The following is a 20,002-nucleotide window of genomic DNA, read 5'->3' on the forward strand; positions in this document are numbered from 1 at the left end:
GTCTGTGCGTGGGATCCGGCGCCCCGCCGGGGCCCTGTACCCCGTCGGGCCCTGCACCCTGCTGACGGTCAGCTGTCCCGGTTGCGCTTCCTGCGCCCGGCAGCCCATTCGGTGACCTCGGTGGAGTCCCACAGTGTCAGTCCGTGCAGTTTCGCCACCGGTTCCGGAGCACGGCCGCGTGTCGCGTAACTGGTGAAGGTACCCCGGGCCGTCCCCGAGAACTCGGCGCACTGCTGGGCGGTCCACAGGTCATGTCCGGTGTCCGCGTCGATGATCGTCGGTCGCATGATTCCTGATCGTACCGCCTGCCGGCACGGCCACCCCCTGTTCCGGTGCCGCTGAGGAGCCGTCGGGCAGCCGTTGAGGCGTCGGTGGCGTCCTTCTGACTGCGTTTTGCCTGCTGTTCCCGGGGTACGGATGCGGTCCGACCTCAACGCGGCTAGGGTCGGGCCCATGGCACGTACCTACGCAGAACAACTCGTCGACGCACTGGAGGCTCAGGGTGTCCGCCGCATCTTCGGTCTCGTCGGTGACAGCCTCAACCCCATCGTCGACGCCGTCAAACGCAGCAGTATCGAATGGTTCCACGTCCGCAATGAGGAGGCGGCGGCCTTCGCCGCCGGCGCCGAGTCTCTCGTCACCGGGCGTCTGTCGGTGTGTGCCGGCTCCTGCGGCCCGGGAAACACCCACCTCGTCCAGGGGCTCTACGACTCCCACCGCAACGGGGCGAAGGTTCTGGCACTGGCGAGTCACATTCCCTCGCAGTTCATCGGATCCCACTACTTCCAGGAGACCCACCCCGAGGCACTGTTCCGCGAGTGCTCCGGCTACTGCGAGATGGTGAACTCCGCAGCCCAGGGTGCGACGATCCTCCACCACGCCATCCAGTCCACGATGGCGGGCAACGGTGTGTCCGTGCTCGTCATCCCCGGGGACATCGCCTCCGACCCTGCCGTGGACTCTCCCCAGCTGGACTCCGAGATCGCAGCGGAGAAGCCGGTCATCCACCCTGCGGCCTCCGAGCTCAGGGCTCTGGCGGACGCCGTGAACCGCGCCGGGAAAGTCACCATCTTCGGTGGTGCGGGCTGTGCGGGGGCGCGTGAGGAGGTGTTCGCCCTCGCTGAGAAGGTGAAGGCGCCGGTGGGCCACGCCTACGGTGGCAAGGAGTTCCTGCACTACGACAACCCCTACGACGTCGGCATGTCGGGCCTGCTGGGCTACGGCGCGTGCTCGGACGCCTTCGAGGACGCCGACCTGCTCATCCTGCTGGGCACCGACTTCCCGTACTCCGAGTTCCTCCCACGGCACACGGAGACCGCCCAGGTGGACATCAAGGGCGGGAACATCGGACGACGTACCGCAGTGAAGTACCCGGTCACCGGCGATGTCGCCGCGACGATTCGCGACCTGCTCCCGCTCATCACGGAGAAGACCGACTCCTCCTTCCTCGAGAGAATGCTGAAGAAGCAGGCGTCCAACCTGGAGCACGTGGTGGCCGCGTACACGAAGAACATCGAGCACCACACTCCGATCCACCCCGAGTACCTCACCTACATCCTCGACGAGCTCGCTGACGAGGACGCCGTGTTCACTGCGGACACGGGCATGTGCAATGTGTGGAATGCCCGCTACATCAGCCCGAACGGCAGGAGGAGACTGCTGGCGTCCTTCCGGCACGGAACGATGGCCAACGCCCTGCCACAGGCCATCGGGGCGTCCGCCGGGACCGACGGGAAACGTCAGGTCATCGCCATGTGCGGCGACGGCGGCCTCGGGATGCTCCTGGGCGAACTGCTGACGGTGAAACTGCACGAGCTGCCCCTCAAGGCGATCGTGTACAACAACTCGACCCTGGGCATGGTGAAGCTGGAGATGCTCGTCGAGGGGCTCCCGGACTTCGGTACGGACCACGAGAAGGTCGACTACGCCGCCATCGCCGAGGCCTGCGGTATCAGGTCCTACCGCATCGAGGATCCCAGGGACATCAGGAGGGTGCTCACCGAGGCCCTCGCCTACGACGGTCCGGTACTCGTCGACGTGGTCACCGATCCGAATGCCCTGTCCATCCCGCCGGAGATCTCCCTGGAGCAGGTCGCCGGTTTCACCAGGGCGGCGACGAAGACGGTGCTCGAAGGTGGAGTCGGCAAGATGCTGGAACTCGCCAGGTCGAACCTGCGCAACATTCCCCGCCCTTCCGGTTTCCGGGGACTGTGACCGTCACCCGCCCTGTCCTGCGGAGTTGCGGTGACGGGGTGGTGTTGGTGTATTGTCATTGGCGGATTCCCGCACAGCGGGGCGCCGCAGGGGAATGTCGTATAGTGGCTAATACCTCAGCCTTCCAAGCTGAAGACGCGGGTTCGATTCCCGTCATTCCCTCCACTAGCTGGCCTGCTACAACATCCTCCCCGGAGGATAGCGCGGTTGGCCTGGTACCGCCAGAACTACCGCCAACGCGGCCTGGCATCCCGGGCAGGGCACGATTCCGACAGGAACCGCACTACCCCCGCCCACGACAAAGCCCCCGACCACACGGCCGGGGGCTTTCTCGTATCGGAAGCGACTACTCGCCGGCCGCCTTCGTGTTTGCATCGCGCAGCGTCGCCGTCAGCTCCTCAATCACCCGGATCTGCCGCTCCGTCAGACCACCCGCATCGATCGTCGGCGCATACGCGCCCTCGATGCCGGACATCTCCGGCCACTCAGATGGGTCGATCCGGGCCGCGGTCAGCAACTCTGACGCGTCAACACCGAGGATCACAGCAATCTCCGCATACTGCGCCGGTTTAAGGATCGGGGCGAGGTCGTTACGGTACCGCTTCCCCCGCTCAATCTCGCGGATCCACGCCCTGTTGTCCGAGTTCATCCCAAGCCGCTTCATCAGCTCCTCTTGGGTGAGACCAGCGGCTTCACGGTAGCGGCGGATGAGCGCGCCGACACGCTTAGCACGGGCGAGGTCGAAATCAGACGAGACGTTAGCCATGTGAGCAAACCTAGCAAACAGTTCCCGATCTGGTGAATGCGACCACGAGAACAGATCGGCGCACCCTACAAACCCGCACCTCAGAACACCATATGTGTGCAATGGTTGCACGAGATGTAACTACCGTGGTACGGTTGTTGACGTCACCAACGGTGACACCCCACACCAAACCTGCCACCCCTGAAAGGACCAGGACCATGCCCGAGAAACTGCTCAAAACCAGCCAGGTCGCAAAACTCCTCTCCATGCACCCCCACACCGTCCGCGCCTACGCCGAAGCCGGCGCATTCGAAGGCGCCTACAAATTCCGCGGCCCCCGCGCAGCCAAGAACGGCCGTGGTGAATGGCGCATCCCCGAAACCGCCATCACCGCGTTCGTCGACGAGCAGCGCCGCGACTACGACCGGTCACTCCGCACCGCCGCATAAAAGGAGACCGCCCACTCAACGCCAGGACCTGCCAGTCCCATAAGCGGCGGAGCAAACGGTCTCACCCACACATAGCAACCCCAAGGAAGCCATGCCGGAAAAACCATACCACATCACCCCAGGTAGCGAGCAGCACAAGAAGCTGATAACCGCCAGCAAGGTCGCGTCCATTCTCGTCGGAAAGGACGGGAAGTCCATCTCGCCGTACGTCACTGGCGCGGAACTCTGGCACCGAATGCGCGGAGAACTGCCTGAGCAGGAATCCACCCCGGCCATGCGCCGCGGCCATAACCAGGAGGCGTCGATCCTCGCCTGGTTCTTCACCGAGCTTCGACCTGACCTCACCATGACCGCCGGGGAGACCACCTTCACGCGCCCAGATCTCCCGTGGGCGGCCGCCAACCCTGACGCCGTCGCACTCGAGGACGATCACACCGTATTCATCGACGCCAAGAGTATCGCGCATGACGACGGGCAATGGGGCAAGCCCGAATCCGGAGAAGTGCCGCTCCACTACGCAACCCAGATGCTCTGGGCCATGCACATGACCCACCACGACGGCGGACTCCACGTCACCCGCACCTATGTGGTCAAACACGGCCCGTACGTCGACCAGACCGACTGGTTCTACGTCGACTACAACGCCCACCTCGCCCAGCGGATCGAGGACGCTTGCCGTGAATTCTACGAATCCCTCACCGACGATGACGGGTGCCCCCCGATCACCGAACGAGCCGGACTGCACAAGGAGTTCGCAAAGCTGCACCCGGACATCCGACCCGACCTTGTCTGGGAAATCTCACCCGAGATTGCCAGAGAATACGCGGTCGCCAAGGAGGAGTCGAAGGCCGCTAAGGCAAGAGAAGACACCGCGAAGGCGCGGATCCTCGAAGCCATGGGCAATGCGAAGACAGCCGTGTGCGCGGGCCAGAAGATCGGCACCCGTCAGGAGTCCAAGACCGGGACGATCTCGTTCCGGCCAGCGCAGAAGACGATCCGTATCGATGACCTCCCCGACACCCCCACCCAGGCCGCAGCCTAACCCCATGAAGGAGCACAACATGAGCACCGACATCGCCATTCACCAGACAAGCCAGCTCATCGTCCCCAAGGATGTTGCAGACGCCAAGGACTACGCCGCCAGCCTCGCGCAGGCCGGCATCGTCCCCCCGGCGTTCCAGCGCCGCCCCGCAGACATTCTCGTCGCCATGGACCTCGCACACTCCCTCAACGAGTCACTGTTCGTCACCATGTCCGAGATGTCCATCATCTCCGGCCGCCCCAGTTTCTCCGCGAAGTTCATGCGGTCCCGTGTCCGCCAGGCCGGCCACCGACTCCGCGAAACTTTCGACCCGGAGACCCAGACCGCCAAGTGCGTCATCATCCGCCACGACGACCCCGAGTTCGAGCATGTCGTCACGTGGGACAGGGCAAAAGCCGAGAAGCACGGCCTGTGGGGCAAGGGGCACTGGAAGAAGAACGAAGAGCTCATGCTCAAGAATCGCGCCGTGTCTGAGTGCGTCCGCGAAGCCTGCTACGAGGTGATGGGCGGCATCGCGTACACCTCCGATGAGGTGATGGACTTCGCGCCCACCCGTGCGACTGCGGAGCGTGTCGATGAGCCTCGACAGGAACCGCGTCCCGCGCAGGCGTATGAGCCCTCCCACCAGTCCGCCACGGATCGTCTCGCCGCACAGCTCGGCGCAACCCCCGCCACCGCACAGCCGGCCCCAGACAAGATCGCCGAATGGCAGGCCATCATCGCCGCCACCGACACCATCGAAGACCTGCAGCAGGTGTACCGCGACGCCTACCACCACTGCGGTGACGCGATCATCCCCGCCAAAGACCAGCGCAAGCACGAACTGTCCGCAGCAACGGACCAGCCCATCGACGCCGAACTCGTCGACGACGCCGCACCCACCGCAGCCTAGGAGCACACCATGACCTACGAGCCAGACATCTACCGAGCGCACGACGACATGCGCATCCTCGGCGTCATCCGCGACCTCGCTACCACCGCCGAACGGTCCATCGACAAGATCACTGACCGCCTGGCAGAAGCCAACCACGAGCTCTCCGAGGCCTGCCGTGGGCGAGACGAAGCTGAGAAGTGGGCGGCGTGCTACAAGCGCGACCTCGACGGCTACGACGGTGACTTGCAGAACCTCGTCGCGCAGAAGACCAAGGCGGCCGACCTGATCATCAAGGCAGAAGCCATGATCCGGGCAGACAACCCCAGCACCGCAATCTTTGACCTGCACCAGGCGCTCGAAGCCCTCGGACACAAGACCACACCGCCAGACGCCGACACCACCAAGCAGCCGTTCTAGGAGCGCACCATGACCGAGCAACCCTGCCTCCCGAACCTCGAACCCCTCGAGCGCGTCCTGCACAACGCTGGCGCCGACTGGAACCGGGCAGCCGAGAACGCCATGCGCGAGTTGGAACACCGCGGCCATCCCTTCACCGCCGACGACGTCCGAACCCTCATCCCCGACGGAGTGGAACCCGCGCACCCCAACGCCTGGGGCGCAATCTTCAACGCCCACCGTCGTGCCGGACTCATCACCGCCACCGGACGAGTCCACAACAGCAGTCACCCCAAACGCAACGCCGGCACCCAACGACTCTGGCAACCCACCACCAACACCCAAGCAGCCTAACCACCAGCCCCCGGCCCACACCGGGGGCACAACCACGAACGGACCCCGCGTGCGCATCCGCAGCATCAAACCCGAATTCTGGCGATCCGAAGACATCGCCGCCCTCCCCATCCCAGACCGACTCCTCTTCATCGGCCTGTGGTCCTACGTAGACGACAACGGGGTCGGCCTCGACAGGGAAGCACTCATCGCCGCAGACCTCTTCGCCGACGACCTCTCGCGACACCCTCGCGACACCCTCGCGAGGATTTCAGAAGGCCTCCGACGCCTTACAGACAGTGGCCTCATCACTCGCTACGCCGTCGAAAACCGCCACTACATCGCCGTCACCACCTGGGGACAGCACCAACGCATCGACAAGCCCAACAAGCCCCGATACCCCCTCCCCACCAGCGAAAACGCAGAATTCGCGACACACTCGCGACACTCTCGCGAGACCCCCGCGCCTGGAACAGAGGAACAGGGGAACAGGGGAACAGGGGAACAGGTAGAAAAACCATTGCCCGAACCTCCGGTTCCGGCGAGCGACGCGACGCAGCCGAAGCCGAAGCGGACGACCTACCCGCCGGCATTCAACGCATGGTGGTCCGCCTACCCCAAGCACAAGAACGGGTCGAAAAAATCCGCGCACGCCGAATGGCAACGCGCCATGAAGCTCATCGACCCGGACCGGCTACTCGCGCTCACCGAGGCGTACGCCACCAACCCCGGCGTGTCCTCCGTCGACTTCTGCCCCGACGCCCACCGGTGGCTCAAAGACCGCCGGTGGGAAACCGTCACCGAGACCGACCATCGCGTCAACCCCAGTCGCCAGCAACCCCAACAGCGGGAAACCATCGCCGACTGGGGCGCCAGCCCCGAAGCCGCCGACTACTTCGGCCTCCCATGGGGCAACACCCCGACCGAAACCGCCACCTACGTCGACGCTGAGATCGTCGACATCACCGACAGGAGCATCGCATCATGAGCCAGCTCACCTGGACCGACATTGCCGCCACCATCCTCGCCGACATGCGCGGCATGTACCCCAACGCCCGGAAACCCGACCCCGCCATCACCCAGGCGTGGGCGACCGCCCTGGCCCGCAGTCGCCGCACCTACCCCGCCGCAGTGTGGCGAGAAGCCGTCACCGTGTGGGCAGTGTCCCACTCGGAGCCGCCCACCCCGCACGACATCATCGTCTCCGCCGGGCAGGTCATCGACGGGTGGCAGTCTGATCCTCGTCGGTCGGCTGAGCTTGAAACCTTCAGAAACGCCAATTTGCGGGCACGAGAAGCCCGAGGTGAACTCCCAGTGGGGACAGCCCCCGAAAGTCCGTCAGACGGACAGCCAGTGGCGATTGAGGAGGCCATGGGCAAGCACGCCGTCGGACGGAAAGCGTGGGAGAACCTGCGCGCCGAACTGCGGCGCCGGAGGGAGGCTGAGGCTGCTGCGGAGAAGGCGGCAAGGTTGGATGCTGAGCGGGCTGCTATGGGCACTGCTGAGGGTGCCGCGTAGTGGGCGGGGGTCATGGTTGTGCGGTGTGACCAGCATTTACCCGAGGAGGTTTGCAACGGTCGCATTGTGTGCTACTATGGTCGTATTCCAAGGGGCTGCCACCCCACCACCCACACGAGGAGAAACCGTGCAAACCATCCCCTGCACCTGCCAGTGCGAAACACTCCCAGACCCCGGGCTCGACATCCCCGGCCGCAGGATCCCCAACCCACTGTGCCCCGCGCACCCGATCCCCGGCCCCGCCGAAGACCCCACCCCCATCCTCGACCTGTACAACCTCGCATGGTCCTACCGGCAGGGCGAGTGGGTTCACGCGGACGGCATCGACATGGAAACCGGGGAACCCTACACGGAGGACAGTGCAGCATGAGCGACTACGACACCGGCTATCGGGCAGCCATCCTCGACGCCGCGAACGTCATCCTCGACGTGGCAGAAGCCCCATTCGCAGACCTGAACCCATCCGACATGGCCGCACTCGTCGCCATCATCCGACGACTCACACCCTAAGGAAAACCGTCCGCGCCCTGGGGAAGGGGCACGGGCCGCACACGGGCGGGAACGGAACACGCCGGGCACTGTCATCAACCGATCACAGCTCCAACACCCCGGCCGCCGGGTTCAACCCCCGGCCCCGCCACAAGGCCACGGGCCACAAGCAACCGTGCTGACTGGATATGACACCCGCGGCCACCAAACCCACCAACACCTCGAGGAGAACCATGGCACTGCCAACCATGACACCAGAACAGCGTGAGGCGGCTCTCGCCGCAGCGCACGCCACCCGCACCGCCCGAGCACAGGTCAAACGTGATCTTAAGGCCGGCACCGTCGACCCCGCCCAGGTGCTCGCCAATCGGTCGGACAAAACCACCGGTGGCATCACCGTCGCCCAGTTCATCGCCGCACTGCCCCGCTACGGGCGGGCACGGGCCAACCTCATCTGCGTTGAACTGGGCATTGACCCCGGCAAGCACCTTCGCGCCCTCGGCGACCAGCAGGTCCAGCGTCTCACCAACCGCATCACCCCCACCAACAAGGAGCAGTAACCGTGGCACAAGGCACAACCCCCATTCACATCACAGGCCGACTCGTCGCCGACCCCGAACTCCGGTACACGCCGGCGGGGGTTGCGGTGGCGAACTTTCGGGTGTGCACCCAGCCCCGCGTGTTCGACAAGACCACCAACCAGTGGGGTGACGGTGACCCCAGTTTCTGGCCGTGCAACATCTGGCGTGCGAAGGCTGAGGCTGTGGCGAACACCCTGCATAAGGGGCAGTTGGTGCTGATTGAGGGCACTGTCGCCCAGCGCAACTGGGAGGACAAGGAGGGCAACAAGCGATCCCAGATGGAGATCACCGTGGAGAACATTGGCCCGGTGATCCTCCCGCCGAAGCAGGGGAGTGGTGGGCAGCAGGGCTACCAGCAGGCGGGCCCGTCTGGCACCAACGCGCAGGGCGGCTACGGCCAGCCGGCCCAGGACGCGTGGAACCAGGCACCCCAGGGAGGCTTCGACGGCGCCCAGGAGCCACCCTTCTGATCCCACGCCCCGCCTGCCAGCGACCCCGAAGGAAACCATGACCAGACTCACCCCACACCAGCAACACCGCGCCAACATTCTCGCCGCCCTCAAGGACGGTGAATGGCACGACGACCCCGCCCAACGCACCCCATCCGCCGCACGCAACTACGCCTGGCGCGTCAACACCGGACGATCCGCATTCCCACCCGGGGTAGAGGCACGCACCCGCGGTGGCATCGTCCAACTCCGACAAACCACCAGACACGAATACCTCGACACACCCGACGACGACTGGGGAGCAGCATGAGCGACCAAATCACCCTGGCATTCCCCATTCCCAAGCCGGCACCAACCGGCTCGGTGGATCTCCGTCACGGCGATTGCCTGACCGTCCTCCGTGACCTTCCAGACAACAGCGTTGATAGCGTCGTCACCGATCCTCCGTATGGCCTGTCGAACACGAAGCCCGCGCAGGTTGCCGATGTTCTGGCCGCGTGGGTGACCGGAGACACCGAAGCCGTGCCCGCTAAGCGGGGTGGGTTCATGGGCAAGGACTGGGACTCATTCGTCCCGCCGCCCGCCGTGTGGGCCGAGTGCCTGCGCGTGCTGAAGCCCGGCGGGCACATGGCCGTGTTCGCCGGGGCGCGGACGCAGGACCTCATGGGCCTGTCTATCCGCCTCGCCGGGTTCGAGATTCGTGACACGCTCGGGTGGGTGTACGGGTCCGGGTTCCCGAAGTCTATGGACGTGCCCAAGGCGATCGAGTCCACCCTCACCACGGGCAAGAGCAATTCCCGAAGCCTGCGCAAGACGGAACAGGACGGCGATGGTGAGGCGTACACGCTGACCGGGAAGAACAACGGGATTATGGGGGAGACGCGGACGTATGAGCGCAAGCAGTTCGCCCCCGCGACGGACGCCGCCCGCCAGTGGGATGGCTGGGGCACTGCCTTGAAGCCCGCTATTGAGCCGATCATCCTGGCGCGGAAGCCGTTGGATGGGACGGTGGCGGCGAATGTTCTGGCGCATGGTGTTGGTGGGCTGAACATCGACGCCTGCAGGGTGGGTGGCGACTCCGGCCGTTTCCCGGCGAATGTGTTGCTGGATGAGCACGCCGCCAAGGAGATGGACGAACAGAGCGGATGGAGTAAAAGCCCGGACATTGGGAGTGTCACTCGCACTAAACCACGGCACAGTGGGTCAATGGCGGGGGCCTTTAAGCACCCGGAGGCTATGAGTAACGGGCATGGCGACGCGGGCGGCGCGTCCCGGTTCTTCCCCGTATTCAAGTACCAGGCGAAAGCACCGAAGAAGGAACGTCCCGTGATCGTCCGGGAGGACGGGACGAAGATCGCGCACCCCACGGTGAAGCCCCTGGCGCTCATGGAATGGTTGGTCACTCTCATCACCCCGGAGGGCGGCACCACCCTGGACCCGTTCGCGGGGACCGGCACCACCCTGCAAGCCGCACGAGACAATGGATTCGACGCTATCGGCGTTGAGCAGGACCCGGACTACCTCGCGTTGATTGGTGAGCGTTTGGGCAGGCACTCCGTCACCGAGGGCCTGCCCCTCTGGGAAGAGGTGCCGGCATGACCACCATCGGCAAGCTCGTGACCTTCAACGTTGAGGAGTGGGACGCGGGCAACAACGAGGCCGCGCACTTCAACCAGAAGGCCGGGTGGGCCCCCATGGGCCACACCCACTACCACGAGGACGCCGGCTGGAAGGAGCTCGCGTTCTGGCGCGAAGCCCACCCTCACGCATCCCTCCGCCTCACGCAGACCATCACCGAACACAAAGTACTCGCCACCCGCGGCCCGGAGGTGACCGCATGAGCGCGTTTGAGCGTGCCCCCGGCAAGTGTGGGGGAGTGCCCGTCATCAAGGGCACACGACTGCCCGCATGGGCGCTCCTGCCCCTCCTGTGTGAGCCCAACGCGTGGATCCGGGACGTGTACCCCGATGCCACCGATGAGGCACTGGATGAGCTCCGCGGGGCTCCCGACGCCGATTGGGAGAACCCGTGAGCACAATGAGCACCATCGCCGTCGTCGGCGGCACGGTTGCGACCGTCTGGTGGGGTGGAATGCTCGCCACCATGTGGTGCATGTTCCTCACCGACAAGACCGGCAGAATACAGAACCCCCGGCCCTACAGTCGCCCGTTCTACATCTGGATCCCCGCCGCTCTCGCCGTACTCACCTGTGGGCTGCTCGACATCTACTAGGAGACTTCATGACCACGCCAAGCCTCTTCGACCAGCCCGGCGCAATCACCGTCGGGCACATCTCCGCACTCTGGCGCAGGCACGGCTGCTTCGCGCAAGACGCCCAGAAGATCATCGACGAAGCGGCGCAGCTTGCCAACACTGACCCGCACGCGGCGGCCGAGCTCATCGCAGACCATGACCCACGGGTCATCACCCATGAGAACATCCCGCAGTGCGCCGGCACATCATCGTCGAAGAGCAGGGAAGAGACTGTGCTGTCACTCGTGGAAGCGCTCGCGGACCCTGCGACCATCCCCTTGCTTCGCCCGGAACCGACCCTGGAGGACTGTGTGCGCCTGTCGCAGGACCTCGACAGTGAAGCAGGTCGGTGCTTGGCGTGGCTGCTGAACCAGTGGCCTCATGAGCGTCGAGTGTCGCAGGCTCCCGCGCTCGGTTCCCGAGACCCAGATGCGGTTGGTTCCGCCTGCCTGCACATCGGCGCAGGGGTGGTGGACCGGGTGAGCACGATCGCAGTGTGGCCGTGGGCGGAGAAGGAGTCCGTTTCGGTTGAGGGTGTCACTTCGGAGCAGCTGCTCGAGGCTGGCAGGTGGTTCCTCGGGAGGGCATCTGACTCTGTTTAGTCGCTGGTAGCCGCTTATTTCCCAACTAGTGTTTGCAATGTGTGCGGACTGTGCTAACATCGACACCACGGCAGCAACCGCAGCCGGAACCCCCAAGCACAGAAAGCCACCCCATGCACACCACCTGGAAAACCCACAACGCACACGACGGACAACAACCAGAACCCCGCCGCTAGCCGCGAGGCACACCGGCCCCCACCACCACCCACCACCCCAGAAAGACCCACACCCATGAACGCCTGCCAGCGTCAACAACAACCCCAGGACACTCCCATGCACACCACGAGCACAACCCAACAACCCGCATTCTCACCAGCAGGATCCGCATTCCTCGCCACCATCACCACCCTCCTCGCACTCGCCATCACCACCATCCTCCTCACCACCATCCACCAAGCCGCAGGCCTCCCCGGACTCCTCCTCACCCTCGCAGCAACCGGGGTCGCATACCTCGCCACACTCGGATCGGCGGCCCACCGATGAGACCCGAACGATTCCGCCACAACCAGCAGATCACCGTCCCCCACGCGGTCCGCAACGGGCAACCCTGGTGGCCCGAGGAGGATGCCATGGTCATGGACCGCAGCATCACCGACTGTGACACTGCCCTGGCCTTGCACCGGTCGTTTGATGCGGTGCGCCGACGGCGTCGGAAACTCCAGGCCCGGGCCGCTCATACCGGCACGGAGGTGACAGCATGACCCGCCCCATGTTCCGCCCGCAACCTGTCCGCCGCCCGCGTTCGTGGCGTCGTCCTGTCGCCTGCCTGGCCCGGTGGCTCACTGGACACCCACGCCACACCACGTATCAGACCTGGAGGTTTTGATGACCATCCACTACGAGGACGACCTCGTCACTCTGCACCACGGGGATTGTGTGGACGCGCTCCGCACTCTCCCGGACTGCTCGGTGACAGCGGTCGTCACCGACCCGCCCTACGAGATTGGGTTCAGCTACAAGGACTGGGACAGTACCGGTATCGCATTCTCCACGGAAATGTGGGCCGAGTGCCTGCGCGTGCTGAAGCCCGGCGGGTGGTGCCTGGCTTTCGGCGGGACACGCACATGGCACCGACTCGCCTGCGCGGTCGAGGACAGTGGCTTCATCCTCCGCGATCAGATCGCATGGATCTACCGCACTGGCATGCCCAAAGGCATGGACATGGGGAAGATCATGGAAGCCTATTCCCGGGGGCTTCCCGCATCCTCCGGCGGTATCCGTCAGGCCACGAAGCAGGATGGCGGCACACTGGTCCTCGGTGAGGTGGGGAAGCGGTGGGAGGACACGCACACTGCCCTAAAGCCCGCGTTCGAGCCGATCATCATGGCGCAGAAGCCCGTCGACCGGTCATGGGCGCAGAATGCCGACCGGCATGGGTGCGGCCCGCTGATGATTGCCCCACTGCGGATTAAGGGGACCGGCTCGTCGATTTACCGTCCGAGGACAATGAAAGCTGTCTTCTCGAAATTGGTGGGCGATGGTGCCTGCACCATCGAAGAGCTGGAGGACATCGCCATGTCTGGGGCGCCCATGCCAAATGGTCGAGATTCAAAAAAGGAGCTGCAGCGGCTCCAAGAATATCTTGCGAGTTCTCCGACACGTGGCCGGGAGGATGGGCGGCGGTTCCCGATGAATGTCCTCGTGGACGACAGTCTTGGCCTCGACGGGACGCAGTGGTCCGCCTTCCGCTACGTGGCGAAGCCTGCCGCATCCGAGCAGCCGCGTGTGGGGAATCTGCGTCATCACACGGTGAAGCCGTTGGCTCTGATGCGGTGGCTGATCACCCTCGTGTCCCCGCCCGGGGCGGTGGTTTTGGATCCTTTCGCCGGGTCGGGCACCACCCTGGAAGCCGCAATGCAGCGGGGCGTGAAATCCATCGGCATTGAGAAGGAAGACGTGCACCTGCCGTTGATCATGCAGCGCATTGAGCGTCAGCATGCGGCCGGTGACCCGATCCTCCCACCCGGTGACCCACGCGATTTCAAGGCGAAGAAGAAGACGGAGCCGGAGCAGGCCACTGACGCTGACACTCTGCCCCTGTTCGGGGACACCCCCCACGAGAAGGAGACCAAATGACCAACATCGACCGCGCCGCTGAGGTTCTGCGGAACACTAGCGTCGTCACGCCTCACCGTGGGATGGACTCCAATGCGTCAACGACGTTCGCCCAGGCTCTCGCTGACGCCGGACTGCTCGCACCCGACCTGCCGGAACCGGACGGCAAAGGCTACACGGGGCATCCCACATGGTGTGCGGACGCCGTAGAGCCACGAGGGGGCCTGGTGGAGATATACCACGGCGGGTATGCGAACGGGGAGAACGAGGACATTTACACGCCTTCGGAAGCTCGGGAGTTTGCGCTAGGAATCCTCGCCGCCGCTGACCACGCCGAAAGGAACCAGAAATGACCAGCATCGACCGCGCCAAGCGTCATATTTTTGAGGAAGTCGGATGTAGTGATGGATACGCCGAGTGCTGCGGAAACTGCGGAATGGGACTCTGCTACGTAGATGCCACTACCGGGGAGGCTGACGATGGTTGGGGGTGGCAGAACCGATGACCACCAACATCGACCGCGCCGCTGAGGTCATCGCCCAAGCAATGGGGGAGATCGCATGTGGCTACCCATCCCTGATGCCGGAGGTAGCCCAGGCTCTCGCGGACGCCGGACTGCTCACCCCTGCCCCGCAGATCATCCGCACTGTGGAGGAACTGGAGGCGCTCGACCGTGGCGCTGTACTGATGGGCGCTCCGTGGCACGGCATCTTTACTACTCACACCATCTCCGCCGACGACCTTCCCGCCGTGGTGGTCGCCACCGGTGAGCAGGTTCGCGCCGCACGCAAAGCACTGGAAGAAGCATGAGTGCCGATTTGCACGCGGTGCCCCGTGAACTCCGCCCACTGGTGGACGCTCTGTCCGGCCCCCGACGCCGAGGTGACCTGTCCCGGCACCCGATCCTGATCCCCACACTGCTCGGAAAACTCGCCCGCGAACACAAGGAGGAAGCATGACCGTCTTGTTTGTAGTGGGGACGTTCATGTTTTCCGTCGGGCTTGTCAGAGCCGTTAACGAATGGACCAAGGGAATCTTCTTACCAGAAAAAACCAGAACCGGACACCTGTATGCCTACACGGCGGTGATGGTCGCAGGCGCGGCAGTCATCGGCGGAGTATTAGGAGTAAACGCATGACCATCACACCTGACCAGGCCCGCGTACTGCTATACGAGGGACACACCGTGGAGACGCCGAAAGTGAAGGAGGGGAAGGACGGCGGGAATTGGCAGGTCCAGTACGAGGATTCGTACTGGAACCAGCTTCCTGACGCGCCGTACGAGGATGCTGTCTTGTACGCCGCCGCCCCGGACCTCGCGCAGACTGTGATCGACCAGGGTAAGCGCATCGAAGAGCTTGAAAAGCAGAACTCGCAACTCCGCGCCACCGACACTAGCGAATGGGGATACTAATGACCATCACACCAGACCAGGCCCGCGCACTGCTCAACGGGGCATCCCCCGGACCGTGGGACGAAGACACATCGAACATTCTGAACAGCGACGGGGACGCGCTCCTGAGCGACTGGTCGTTCGGAGACCCGCACTGGTACAACGCCCTTGACATCACTCTCATGGCCGCCGCCCCGGACCTCGCGCAGGCCATCGCCGGGATGCGGTGGGAATACGGGGTCCAGTGGGATGAAGACCATATCTCGTGGCTTGGAACCAACCTGCCCGAGTGCCGCAGGTCCGTTGAGGCGAACCGCGACGAAGACCTGTCACCGTGGGTGGTCCGCCGACTGGTCGGACCCGTGGAGGAGGTGGAAGCAGAATGGTGAATATGGTCGGGTTCCATCACAGGGAACCGCAGTACAACACCGCCCTGTATGGTCAGCCGGAACACTATTTTAGAATCTTGAAACGGCCTAAAGATGGCTATCCAGATCGCGCTTACGTTTCCAACCCTTGTGGCAAATTCCTATACGAAAATGAGGACGATGCCAAGGCGATGATAAAGGATGATCCGATTCAAGCATGTGCGGCAAGGTTCTATATTTTTTACTTGCACGGTGGGCCAGATCGAATTGAGTACGGACAACCTGGATATGCGGAATTGGGGGGATAGTACTGGACATCGAGATCATTGCGGAGCCGTGGAGGTAGTGGAATGAGGATAATCAACAGGTGCCCCCATGCCCGAATCATCGGAATCTATGGGGACGAAGCAAACCACGGGTACCGCCTCCGATGTGCGGACTGTGGGCGACTGCTAAACGGCCCCGTGAAACTCGCAAACTACCGACAGGAGACCCCGAATGACTGACATCACCAACCAGGACATCCGCTCAGCCCGCGAATGGGCGCAGATGACCGTCGCTAACGACTACAATTCCCCCTCTGACCCGTGGGCCGCCGCCGCCCGTGTCATCCTTGCCACCGTGGACGCCCCGGAACCCACACTCGCCGAGGACATCCGCGCATGGGCGGAGAAGCACTACACAGCCGGCGGCAAAACCGCGAAGTACGAACTCCTCGCCCTCGCCGACCGCGTCGAGCAGATCGAGCGCGACCTCGCGGAAGCCCGCGCCGAGGTGGACCGCCTCACCGCAGAACGAACTAGCAAGGAATCCTTGCCGGCTGGCCTGCCCGACCCCGCCGACGTGAAGCCCGGGGAAGTGTGGCTCGTGTCCGTTGGCGGTGGCGAACCGTGCCCCGGATTCCGCAGGGGAGACGGGCATGCCCTCCCCTGGGTCATGTCGCATGACGACACGGCGGCGTACACCTTAGACGACTGCATCCGACTGGTCCGCCGCCTGGTACCCGCGCCGCGTGCCATCACCAACCCCGACGAACTCGACACGCTGGCGGACGGAAGCGTGATCCTGAGCGAAGAGCGGGAAAGAATCCCCTGGCAGCGCCGGGAAGGCAGGTGGTTCTCCGCATGGGCACCGTCGCGCTCATCCGATGAAATCATCCTCCCCGTCACGGTCCTGTGGGAGCCAGAAAAATGACCCACCACAACCACCAAGCCCCGCCACAGTGCGGGGCATTCCCCCGGATCTACATGGAAGAGTGATCCTCCGGCTGCTCAGGACGATCCGCTCTCGGAGCAGACAGTGAATCTCTCTTCATCTCCGACATTTCGGACTTGAAGATACGCATGGACCGGCCCAGCGACCGCGCCATCTCCGGGAGCTTGGCTGAGCAAAACAGGAGAACCAGCACGATAAGTACAACGAGCAGGTGGTAGGGGGAAAGTGCACCCATGAGAAGACCTCTTTCGTGGAATACGGGACCTCTCCACGACCCTACGTCAGTACCAGCATCGGCCCACCATTCCGGTGTCCGCCACACGCACGAAAGGACCCCCTTGACCATCACCCTCGGCGTCACCATCGCCATCATCACCGGAGGCGTCGGCTTCATCCTCGGCGCCGCCGCAATGGTGAAAAACCCCGCACAGTACACCACCCCACAACTCCCCGAACACCAGCACGTGTGGGGGGAATGGGAGCAGATGGAGAAAGTGCGGATCACCCAGGATGGTCACTACGTTGCTGACGAGTACACCCAGCGTCGCACCTGCACCCTGTGCCAGTTCACTGAGTACCACACCGACCGGATCTAACCCCGGGCTTACCCCCACCTGTTGAAGCAGTAAGTTGCCTGACCTACATTTCTCCCAGTGACTAGATCGGGTCACACCCATGAGGAGAAAAGGCCACATGCACCGCAAAGCACTAATCCTGGCGACTGCCGCCGCACTGTCACTGACCCTCACCGCCTGCGGTTCAGACGACAACGAGACCTCGACCACAACGACGGCGACCTCGACCAGTCGCGCAGTGACAACGACCAGCAAGACCACCACCACGAGTGCGCGCACCACCAGTGCCGCACCACTGCCCACCACCGAGGAACCAGCGGCCGCGGTGATCATCCCCGATGACGATGGTGACACGGGTGTGGACGTGGACGCCCCCCGGCACATTCCCGACCCTGAGCCCGCGTACACCCCGGCACCACAACCGGAGTACACGCCCGCGCCCGCGCCCGAACCCGCGTATACCCCGGACCCGGCCCCCGTCGTGGAACAACCGGCGCCAGTGCAACCGGAGGTGACCGGCAGGATTGTCACCCCAGGCGCATTCTGTAAGGATGCTGAGACTGGAACCACTGCCCAGACCGAAACGGGGCTCACTATGACGTGCACTCGAGAGCCAGGTGATGAACGATCTCGGTGGAGGGCATAGCCTGCACCTTGGCCCCTGCGGGGGCTTTTTTCACCACCACCAATGTTTGCAAACGTAGCATTCACTGGTAACATCACCACCGTACCGTCACCTGCCAGTGACACACCGCCCACACACAGGAAGAAACCATGACCAGCCCACAACCCCACGGCCACACCCCAGCATGGCCCCACCAGCGACGACTTCGAGCACTCCTCGCCAACGGCATGAACCAACGCCAACTCGAAGCCGCCGGCCTCACCCCAGACAACATCACCAACATCTGCGACAACAACACCCACAGCATCAAAACCGCCATCGCCCAGCAGATCGACACACTCTGGGACAAGCACAAGGACGACCCACACCGGGAACCAACCCCACTGGTCAAAGCACACCATTGGCCCACACCGTGGGAATGGGACGACATTGACAATCCCGACGAAAACCCCCAGGTCAGGCGCATTGCCGAAACCGACAGTCCCCGCGAACTCGTCAACGCGCTCGACGATCACTACGGCATGGTGCTCACCGCGGCCCGGGCTGTTGGAATCCCACCGTCAACACTCTCCTACATCAGGTCCCGGGACCGTGCCAACCACAAGACCATGCGCACCCTCCGCGAACACTGGTGCCAACTCCACAACCTCCCCATCCCACAGGTGGATGATGTTCCCATCCCGCCCGACCTGTCCACGGCAATGACAAGGTGGGCGGCCGAAGCAGGATCACGGTGGCTCCCACACATGGAGAGTGTGGACAAGGGCACCATCCCAACCCGGTCATCTGCTGCTGCCACCCTCGGCATCACGGAGGGAATGGTGGAGAAGATCATGCGCGGCAAGGGGAAGATCAGCCTGTCCGATCTTGACCGACTGTGCATCAAACTCGGCATCATCACACAGGCCGCAGCATGACACTCACCATTGGCAGCATGTTCAGTGGCTATGGGGGCCTGGACATGGCTGTCGAAGCGGTCACTGGTGCGACCCCCGCCTGGTTCTGCGAATGGGACGACGCGCCCTCGAAGATCCTCGCCCACCACTGGCCCGACGTCCCGAACTTCCGGGATGTCACCACCGTCGACTGGTCGGAGGTCCCGCCCGTCGACATCATCACTGGCGGCTACCCCTGCCAGCCATTCAGCAAAGCAGGCCAGCGAAAAGGAACCAATGATGACCGTCACCTGTGGCCCCACGTCCGAGAAGCAATTCGCCACCTACGACCACGATTCGCACTCCTGGAAAATGTGGCCGGACACAGGTCTCTGGGGTTCGATCGAGTACTCGGAGACCTTGCCGAAGACGGGGCGGATGTCCGATGGGCAACTCTACGAGCCAGTGACGTCGGAGCCCCACACCACCGGGAGCGCCTGTTCATCCTGGTCATTCCTGCCGACTCCGACGGCGTCGGATTGGAAGCGGAACGACTCGCCGGGGGACAGGCGTCGCCGTTCCCCGGGGATTACGACGGTGACAGTGCACTGGCCTGGGCTGGTGGAACCGCCGACCTCATGCGGGACGCTCACAGCCGGTGGGGGGACAGTGCCCCAGCCATCCTGACATGGGCGCTGATCCACGGGGAACCGCCGCTGCCCACCCGGGACGCGGTCACCTACCGCGACGAGGACCTGTGGGGCCATAGGTTCCCGGAGCCCAAGCCCGAGCTGGATCCCGAATGGTCCGAATGGATGATGGGCCTCCCCCCAGGGTGGGTCACCAGCGTGCCCGGCGTCACCCGCGCCCAGCAGCTCAAAGCCTGCGGAAACGGGGTCTGCCCGCAACAGGCCGCAGCAGCCCTACGACACCTCATGGAGGAAGCATGACC

Annotated in this window: 34 protein-coding genes and 1 tRNA gene; 32 read left to right on the plus strand and 3 right to left on the minus strand. The window is 64.0% G+C overall.

The features are described 5' to 3' along the window. Positions 1-68: 68 nt before the first annotated feature. Positions 69-287 carry a helix-turn-helix transcriptional regulator gene (locus tag E0E18_RS12735; protein WP_066584761.1) on the minus strand — a complete coding sequence of 73 codons (219 nt, stop codon included), beginning with the start codon at positions 285-287 and terminating at the stop codon, positions 69-71. Positions 288-453: 166 nt separating this feature from the next. Here E0E18_RS12735 and E0E18_RS12740 point away from each other — a divergent pair, with 166 nt between their 5' ends. After that, entirely contained in the window at positions 454-2,214 is a 1,761-nt protein-coding gene (locus E0E18_RS12740) for a pyruvate dehydrogenase (RefSeq protein WP_130841588.1), read from the plus strand. Positions 2,215-2,304: 90 nt separating this feature from the next. Continuing rightward, positions 2,305-2,379 (plus strand) — tRNA-Gly (locus E0E18_RS12745). Between the two features lie 181 nt (positions 2,380-2,560). On the opposite strand, the gene E0E18_RS12750 is transcribed toward E0E18_RS12745, so the two are convergent. Next, positions 2,561-2,980 carry a helix-turn-helix domain-containing protein gene (locus E0E18_RS12750; protein ID WP_130841590.1) on the minus strand — a complete coding sequence of 140 codons (420 nt, stop codon included), beginning with the start codon at positions 2,978-2,980 and terminating at the stop codon, positions 2,561-2,563. Positions 2,981-3,114: 134 nt separating this feature from the next. Between E0E18_RS12750 and E0E18_RS12755 the strand changes: the two genes are divergently transcribed. The 27 genes from E0E18_RS12755 to E0E18_RS12870 all read left to right on the plus strand — a co-directional run bounded on the left by E0E18_RS12755 (position 3,115) and on the right by E0E18_RS12870 (position 16,954). Continuing rightward, a complete protein-coding gene (locus tag E0E18_RS12755) occupies positions 3,115-3,408 on the plus strand; it encodes a helix-turn-helix domain-containing protein (RefSeq protein ID WP_161972307.1) in 294 nt (97 codons plus the stop codon). A 91-nt stretch (positions 3,409-3,499) separates the two neighbouring features. Beyond that, entirely contained in the window at positions 3,500-4,450 is a 951-nt protein-coding gene (locus E0E18_RS12760) for a YqaJ viral recombinase family protein (protein ID WP_130841594.1), read from the plus strand. Positions 4,451-4,469: 19 nt separating this feature from the next. Next, positions 4,470-5,342 (plus strand): hypothetical protein, encoded by an 873-nt coding sequence (locus E0E18_RS12765; RefSeq protein ID WP_130841596.1) that lies wholly within the window; start codon positions 4,470-4,472, stop codon positions 5,340-5,342. A 9-nt stretch (positions 5,343-5,351) separates the two neighbouring features. After that, the gene (locus E0E18_RS12770) at positions 5,352-5,741 is read left to right on the plus strand and encodes a hypothetical protein (RefSeq protein ID WP_130841598.1); all 390 of its coding nucleotides are present in this window, start codon (positions 5,352-5,354) and stop codon (positions 5,739-5,741) included. 9 nt (positions 5,742-5,750) lie between these two features. Further along, complete coding sequence (locus tag E0E18_RS12775; RefSeq protein ID WP_130841600.1) at positions 5,751-6,074, plus strand: hypothetical protein; 324 nt, start codon at positions 5,751-5,753, stop codon at positions 6,072-6,074. A 49-nt stretch (positions 6,075-6,123) separates the two neighbouring features. Further along, the gene (locus E0E18_RS12780) at positions 6,124-7,041 is read left to right on the plus strand and encodes a hypothetical protein (RefSeq protein ID WP_130841602.1); all 918 of its coding nucleotides are present in this window, start codon (positions 6,124-6,126) and stop codon (positions 7,039-7,041) included. Continuing rightward, positions 7,038-7,571, plus strand: coding sequence for a hypothetical protein (locus E0E18_RS12785; protein ID WP_130841604.1), 534 nt, complete (start codon positions 7,038-7,040; stop codon positions 7,569-7,571). Before E0E18_RS12780 ends, E0E18_RS12785 begins: the two co-directional genes overlap by 4 nt. 127 nt (positions 7,572-7,698) lie before the next feature. Beyond that, positions 7,699-7,941 carry a hypothetical protein gene (locus tag E0E18_RS12790; protein WP_130841606.1) on the plus strand — a complete coding sequence of 81 codons (243 nt, stop codon included), beginning with the start codon at positions 7,699-7,701 and terminating at the stop codon, positions 7,939-7,941. Then, positions 7,938-8,081 (plus strand): hypothetical protein, encoded by a 144-nt coding sequence (locus E0E18_RS13920; protein ID WP_161972308.1) that lies wholly within the window; start codon positions 7,938-7,940, stop codon positions 8,079-8,081. Before E0E18_RS12790 ends, E0E18_RS13920 begins: the two co-directional genes overlap by 4 nt. Before the next feature lie 212 nt (positions 8,082-8,293). Next, positions 8,294-8,620, plus strand: a complete 327-nt coding sequence (gene mihF / locus E0E18_RS12795; protein WP_130841608.1) for an integration host factor, actinobacterial type — start codon at positions 8,294-8,296, stop codon at positions 8,618-8,620. A 2-nt stretch (positions 8,621-8,622) separates the two neighbouring features. Then, positions 8,623-9,111, plus strand: coding sequence for a single-stranded DNA-binding protein (gene ssb / locus E0E18_RS12800; protein ID WP_130841610.1), 489 nt, complete (start codon positions 8,623-8,625; stop codon positions 9,109-9,111). 37 nt (positions 9,112-9,148) lie between these two features. Beyond that, positions 9,149-9,400, plus strand: a complete 252-nt coding sequence (locus E0E18_RS12805; protein WP_130841613.1) for a hypothetical protein — start codon at positions 9,149-9,151, stop codon at positions 9,398-9,400. Beyond that, positions 9,397-10,689, plus strand: coding sequence for a DNA-methyltransferase (locus tag E0E18_RS12810; protein WP_202616773.1), 1,293 nt, complete (start codon positions 9,397-9,399; stop codon positions 10,687-10,689). Before E0E18_RS12805 ends, E0E18_RS12810 begins: the two co-directional genes overlap by 4 nt. Then, positions 10,686-10,931 (plus strand): hypothetical protein, encoded by a 246-nt coding sequence (locus E0E18_RS14050; protein WP_202616774.1) that lies wholly within the window; start codon positions 10,686-10,688, stop codon positions 10,929-10,931. The genes E0E18_RS12810 and E0E18_RS14050 overlap by 4 nt, the downstream gene beginning before the upstream one ends. Continuing rightward, positions 10,928-11,122, plus strand: coding sequence for a DUF433 domain-containing protein (locus tag E0E18_RS12815; RefSeq protein WP_130841615.1), 195 nt, complete (start codon positions 10,928-10,930; stop codon positions 11,120-11,122). The genes E0E18_RS14050 and E0E18_RS12815 overlap by 4 nt, the downstream gene beginning before the upstream one ends. Then, a complete protein-coding gene (locus E0E18_RS12820) occupies positions 11,119-11,322 on the plus strand; it encodes a hypothetical protein (protein ID WP_130841617.1) in 204 nt (67 codons plus the stop codon). Before E0E18_RS12815 ends, E0E18_RS12820 begins: the two co-directional genes overlap by 4 nt. Before the next feature lie 8 nt (positions 11,323-11,330). Then, positions 11,331-11,945 carry a hypothetical protein gene (locus E0E18_RS12825; protein ID WP_130841620.1) on the plus strand — a complete coding sequence of 205 codons (615 nt, stop codon included), beginning with the start codon at positions 11,331-11,333 and terminating at the stop codon, positions 11,943-11,945. 273 nt (positions 11,946-12,218) lie between these two features. Beyond that, positions 12,219-12,428 (plus strand): hypothetical protein, encoded by a 210-nt coding sequence (locus E0E18_RS12830; RefSeq protein WP_130841622.1) that lies wholly within the window; start codon positions 12,219-12,221, stop codon positions 12,426-12,428. Continuing rightward, a complete protein-coding gene (locus tag E0E18_RS12835; protein WP_130841624.1) occupies positions 12,425-12,646 on the plus strand; it encodes a hypothetical protein in 222 nt (73 codons plus the stop codon). Before E0E18_RS12830 ends, E0E18_RS12835 begins: the two co-directional genes overlap by 4 nt. Before the next feature lie 124 nt (positions 12,647-12,770). Then, entirely contained in the window at positions 12,771-14,021 is a 1,251-nt protein-coding gene (locus E0E18_RS12840; RefSeq protein WP_130841628.1) for a DNA-methyltransferase, read from the plus strand. After that, positions 14,018-14,353, plus strand: a complete 336-nt coding sequence (locus E0E18_RS12845) for a hypothetical protein (protein WP_130841630.1) — start codon at positions 14,018-14,020, stop codon at positions 14,351-14,353. Before E0E18_RS12840 ends, E0E18_RS12845 begins: the two co-directional genes overlap by 4 nt. Positions 14,354-14,501: 148 nt before the next feature. Further along, positions 14,502-14,810, plus strand: coding sequence for a hypothetical protein (locus E0E18_RS12850; RefSeq protein ID WP_130841633.1), 309 nt, complete (start codon positions 14,502-14,504; stop codon positions 14,808-14,810). Then, on the plus strand, positions 14,807-14,959 hold the full coding sequence (locus E0E18_RS13925; RefSeq protein ID WP_161972309.1) for a hypothetical protein: 153 nt from the start codon (positions 14,807-14,809) through the stop codon (positions 14,957-14,959). The genes E0E18_RS12850 and E0E18_RS13925 overlap by 4 nt, the downstream gene beginning before the upstream one ends. Continuing rightward, positions 14,956-15,138, plus strand: a complete 183-nt coding sequence (locus E0E18_RS12855; RefSeq protein WP_130841635.1) for a hypothetical protein — start codon at positions 14,956-14,958, stop codon at positions 15,136-15,138. The genes E0E18_RS13925 and E0E18_RS12855 overlap by 4 nt, the downstream gene beginning before the upstream one ends. After that, the gene (locus E0E18_RS12860) at positions 15,135-15,413 is read left to right on the plus strand and encodes a hypothetical protein (protein ID WP_130841637.1); all 279 of its coding nucleotides are present in this window, start codon (positions 15,135-15,137) and stop codon (positions 15,411-15,413) included. Before E0E18_RS12855 ends, E0E18_RS12860 begins: the two co-directional genes overlap by 4 nt. Then, the gene (locus E0E18_RS12865) at positions 15,413-15,781 is read left to right on the plus strand and encodes a hypothetical protein (RefSeq protein WP_130841639.1); all 369 of its coding nucleotides are present in this window, start codon (positions 15,413-15,415) and stop codon (positions 15,779-15,781) included. Before E0E18_RS12860 ends, E0E18_RS12865 begins: the two co-directional genes overlap by 1 nt. A 477-nt stretch (positions 15,782-16,258) precedes the next feature. Next, positions 16,259-16,954 (plus strand): hypothetical protein, encoded by a 696-nt coding sequence (locus E0E18_RS12870; RefSeq protein WP_130841641.1) that lies wholly within the window; start codon positions 16,259-16,261, stop codon positions 16,952-16,954. 49 nt (positions 16,955-17,003) lie between these two features. Here E0E18_RS12870 and tatA read toward each other — a convergent pair whose 3' ends face one another. Beyond that, entirely contained in the window at positions 17,004-17,210 is a 207-nt protein-coding gene (gene tatA / locus E0E18_RS12875) for a Sec-independent protein translocase subunit TatA (RefSeq protein ID WP_130841643.1), read from the minus strand. 103 nt (positions 17,211-17,313) lie between these two features. Between tatA and E0E18_RS12880 the strand changes: the two genes are divergently transcribed. The 3 genes from E0E18_RS12880 to E0E18_RS12890 all read left to right on the plus strand — a co-directional run bounded on the left by E0E18_RS12880 (position 17,314) and on the right by E0E18_RS12890 (position 20,000). After that, a complete protein-coding gene (locus E0E18_RS12880; RefSeq protein WP_130841645.1) occupies positions 17,314-17,571 on the plus strand; it encodes a hypothetical protein in 258 nt (85 codons plus the stop codon). Positions 17,572-18,324: 753 nt separating this feature from the next. Beyond that, positions 18,325-19,092: a helix-turn-helix domain-containing protein gene (locus E0E18_RS12885; protein WP_130841648.1), complete on the plus strand. Its 768-nt coding sequence runs from the start codon at positions 18,325-18,327 to the stop codon at positions 19,090-19,092. 17 nt (positions 19,093-19,109) lie between these two features. Further along, complete coding sequence (locus tag E0E18_RS12890) at positions 19,110-20,000, plus strand: DNA cytosine methyltransferase (protein ID WP_237559831.1); 891 nt, start codon at positions 19,110-19,112, stop codon at positions 19,998-20,000. Positions 20,001-20,002 lie beyond the last annotated feature (2 nt).

The organism is Corynebacterium neomassiliense, assembly GCF_900626215.1.
In the GTDB taxonomy this organism is placed as follows: domain Bacteria; phylum Actinomycetota; class Actinomycetes; order Mycobacteriales; family Mycobacteriaceae; genus Corynebacterium; species Corynebacterium neomassiliense.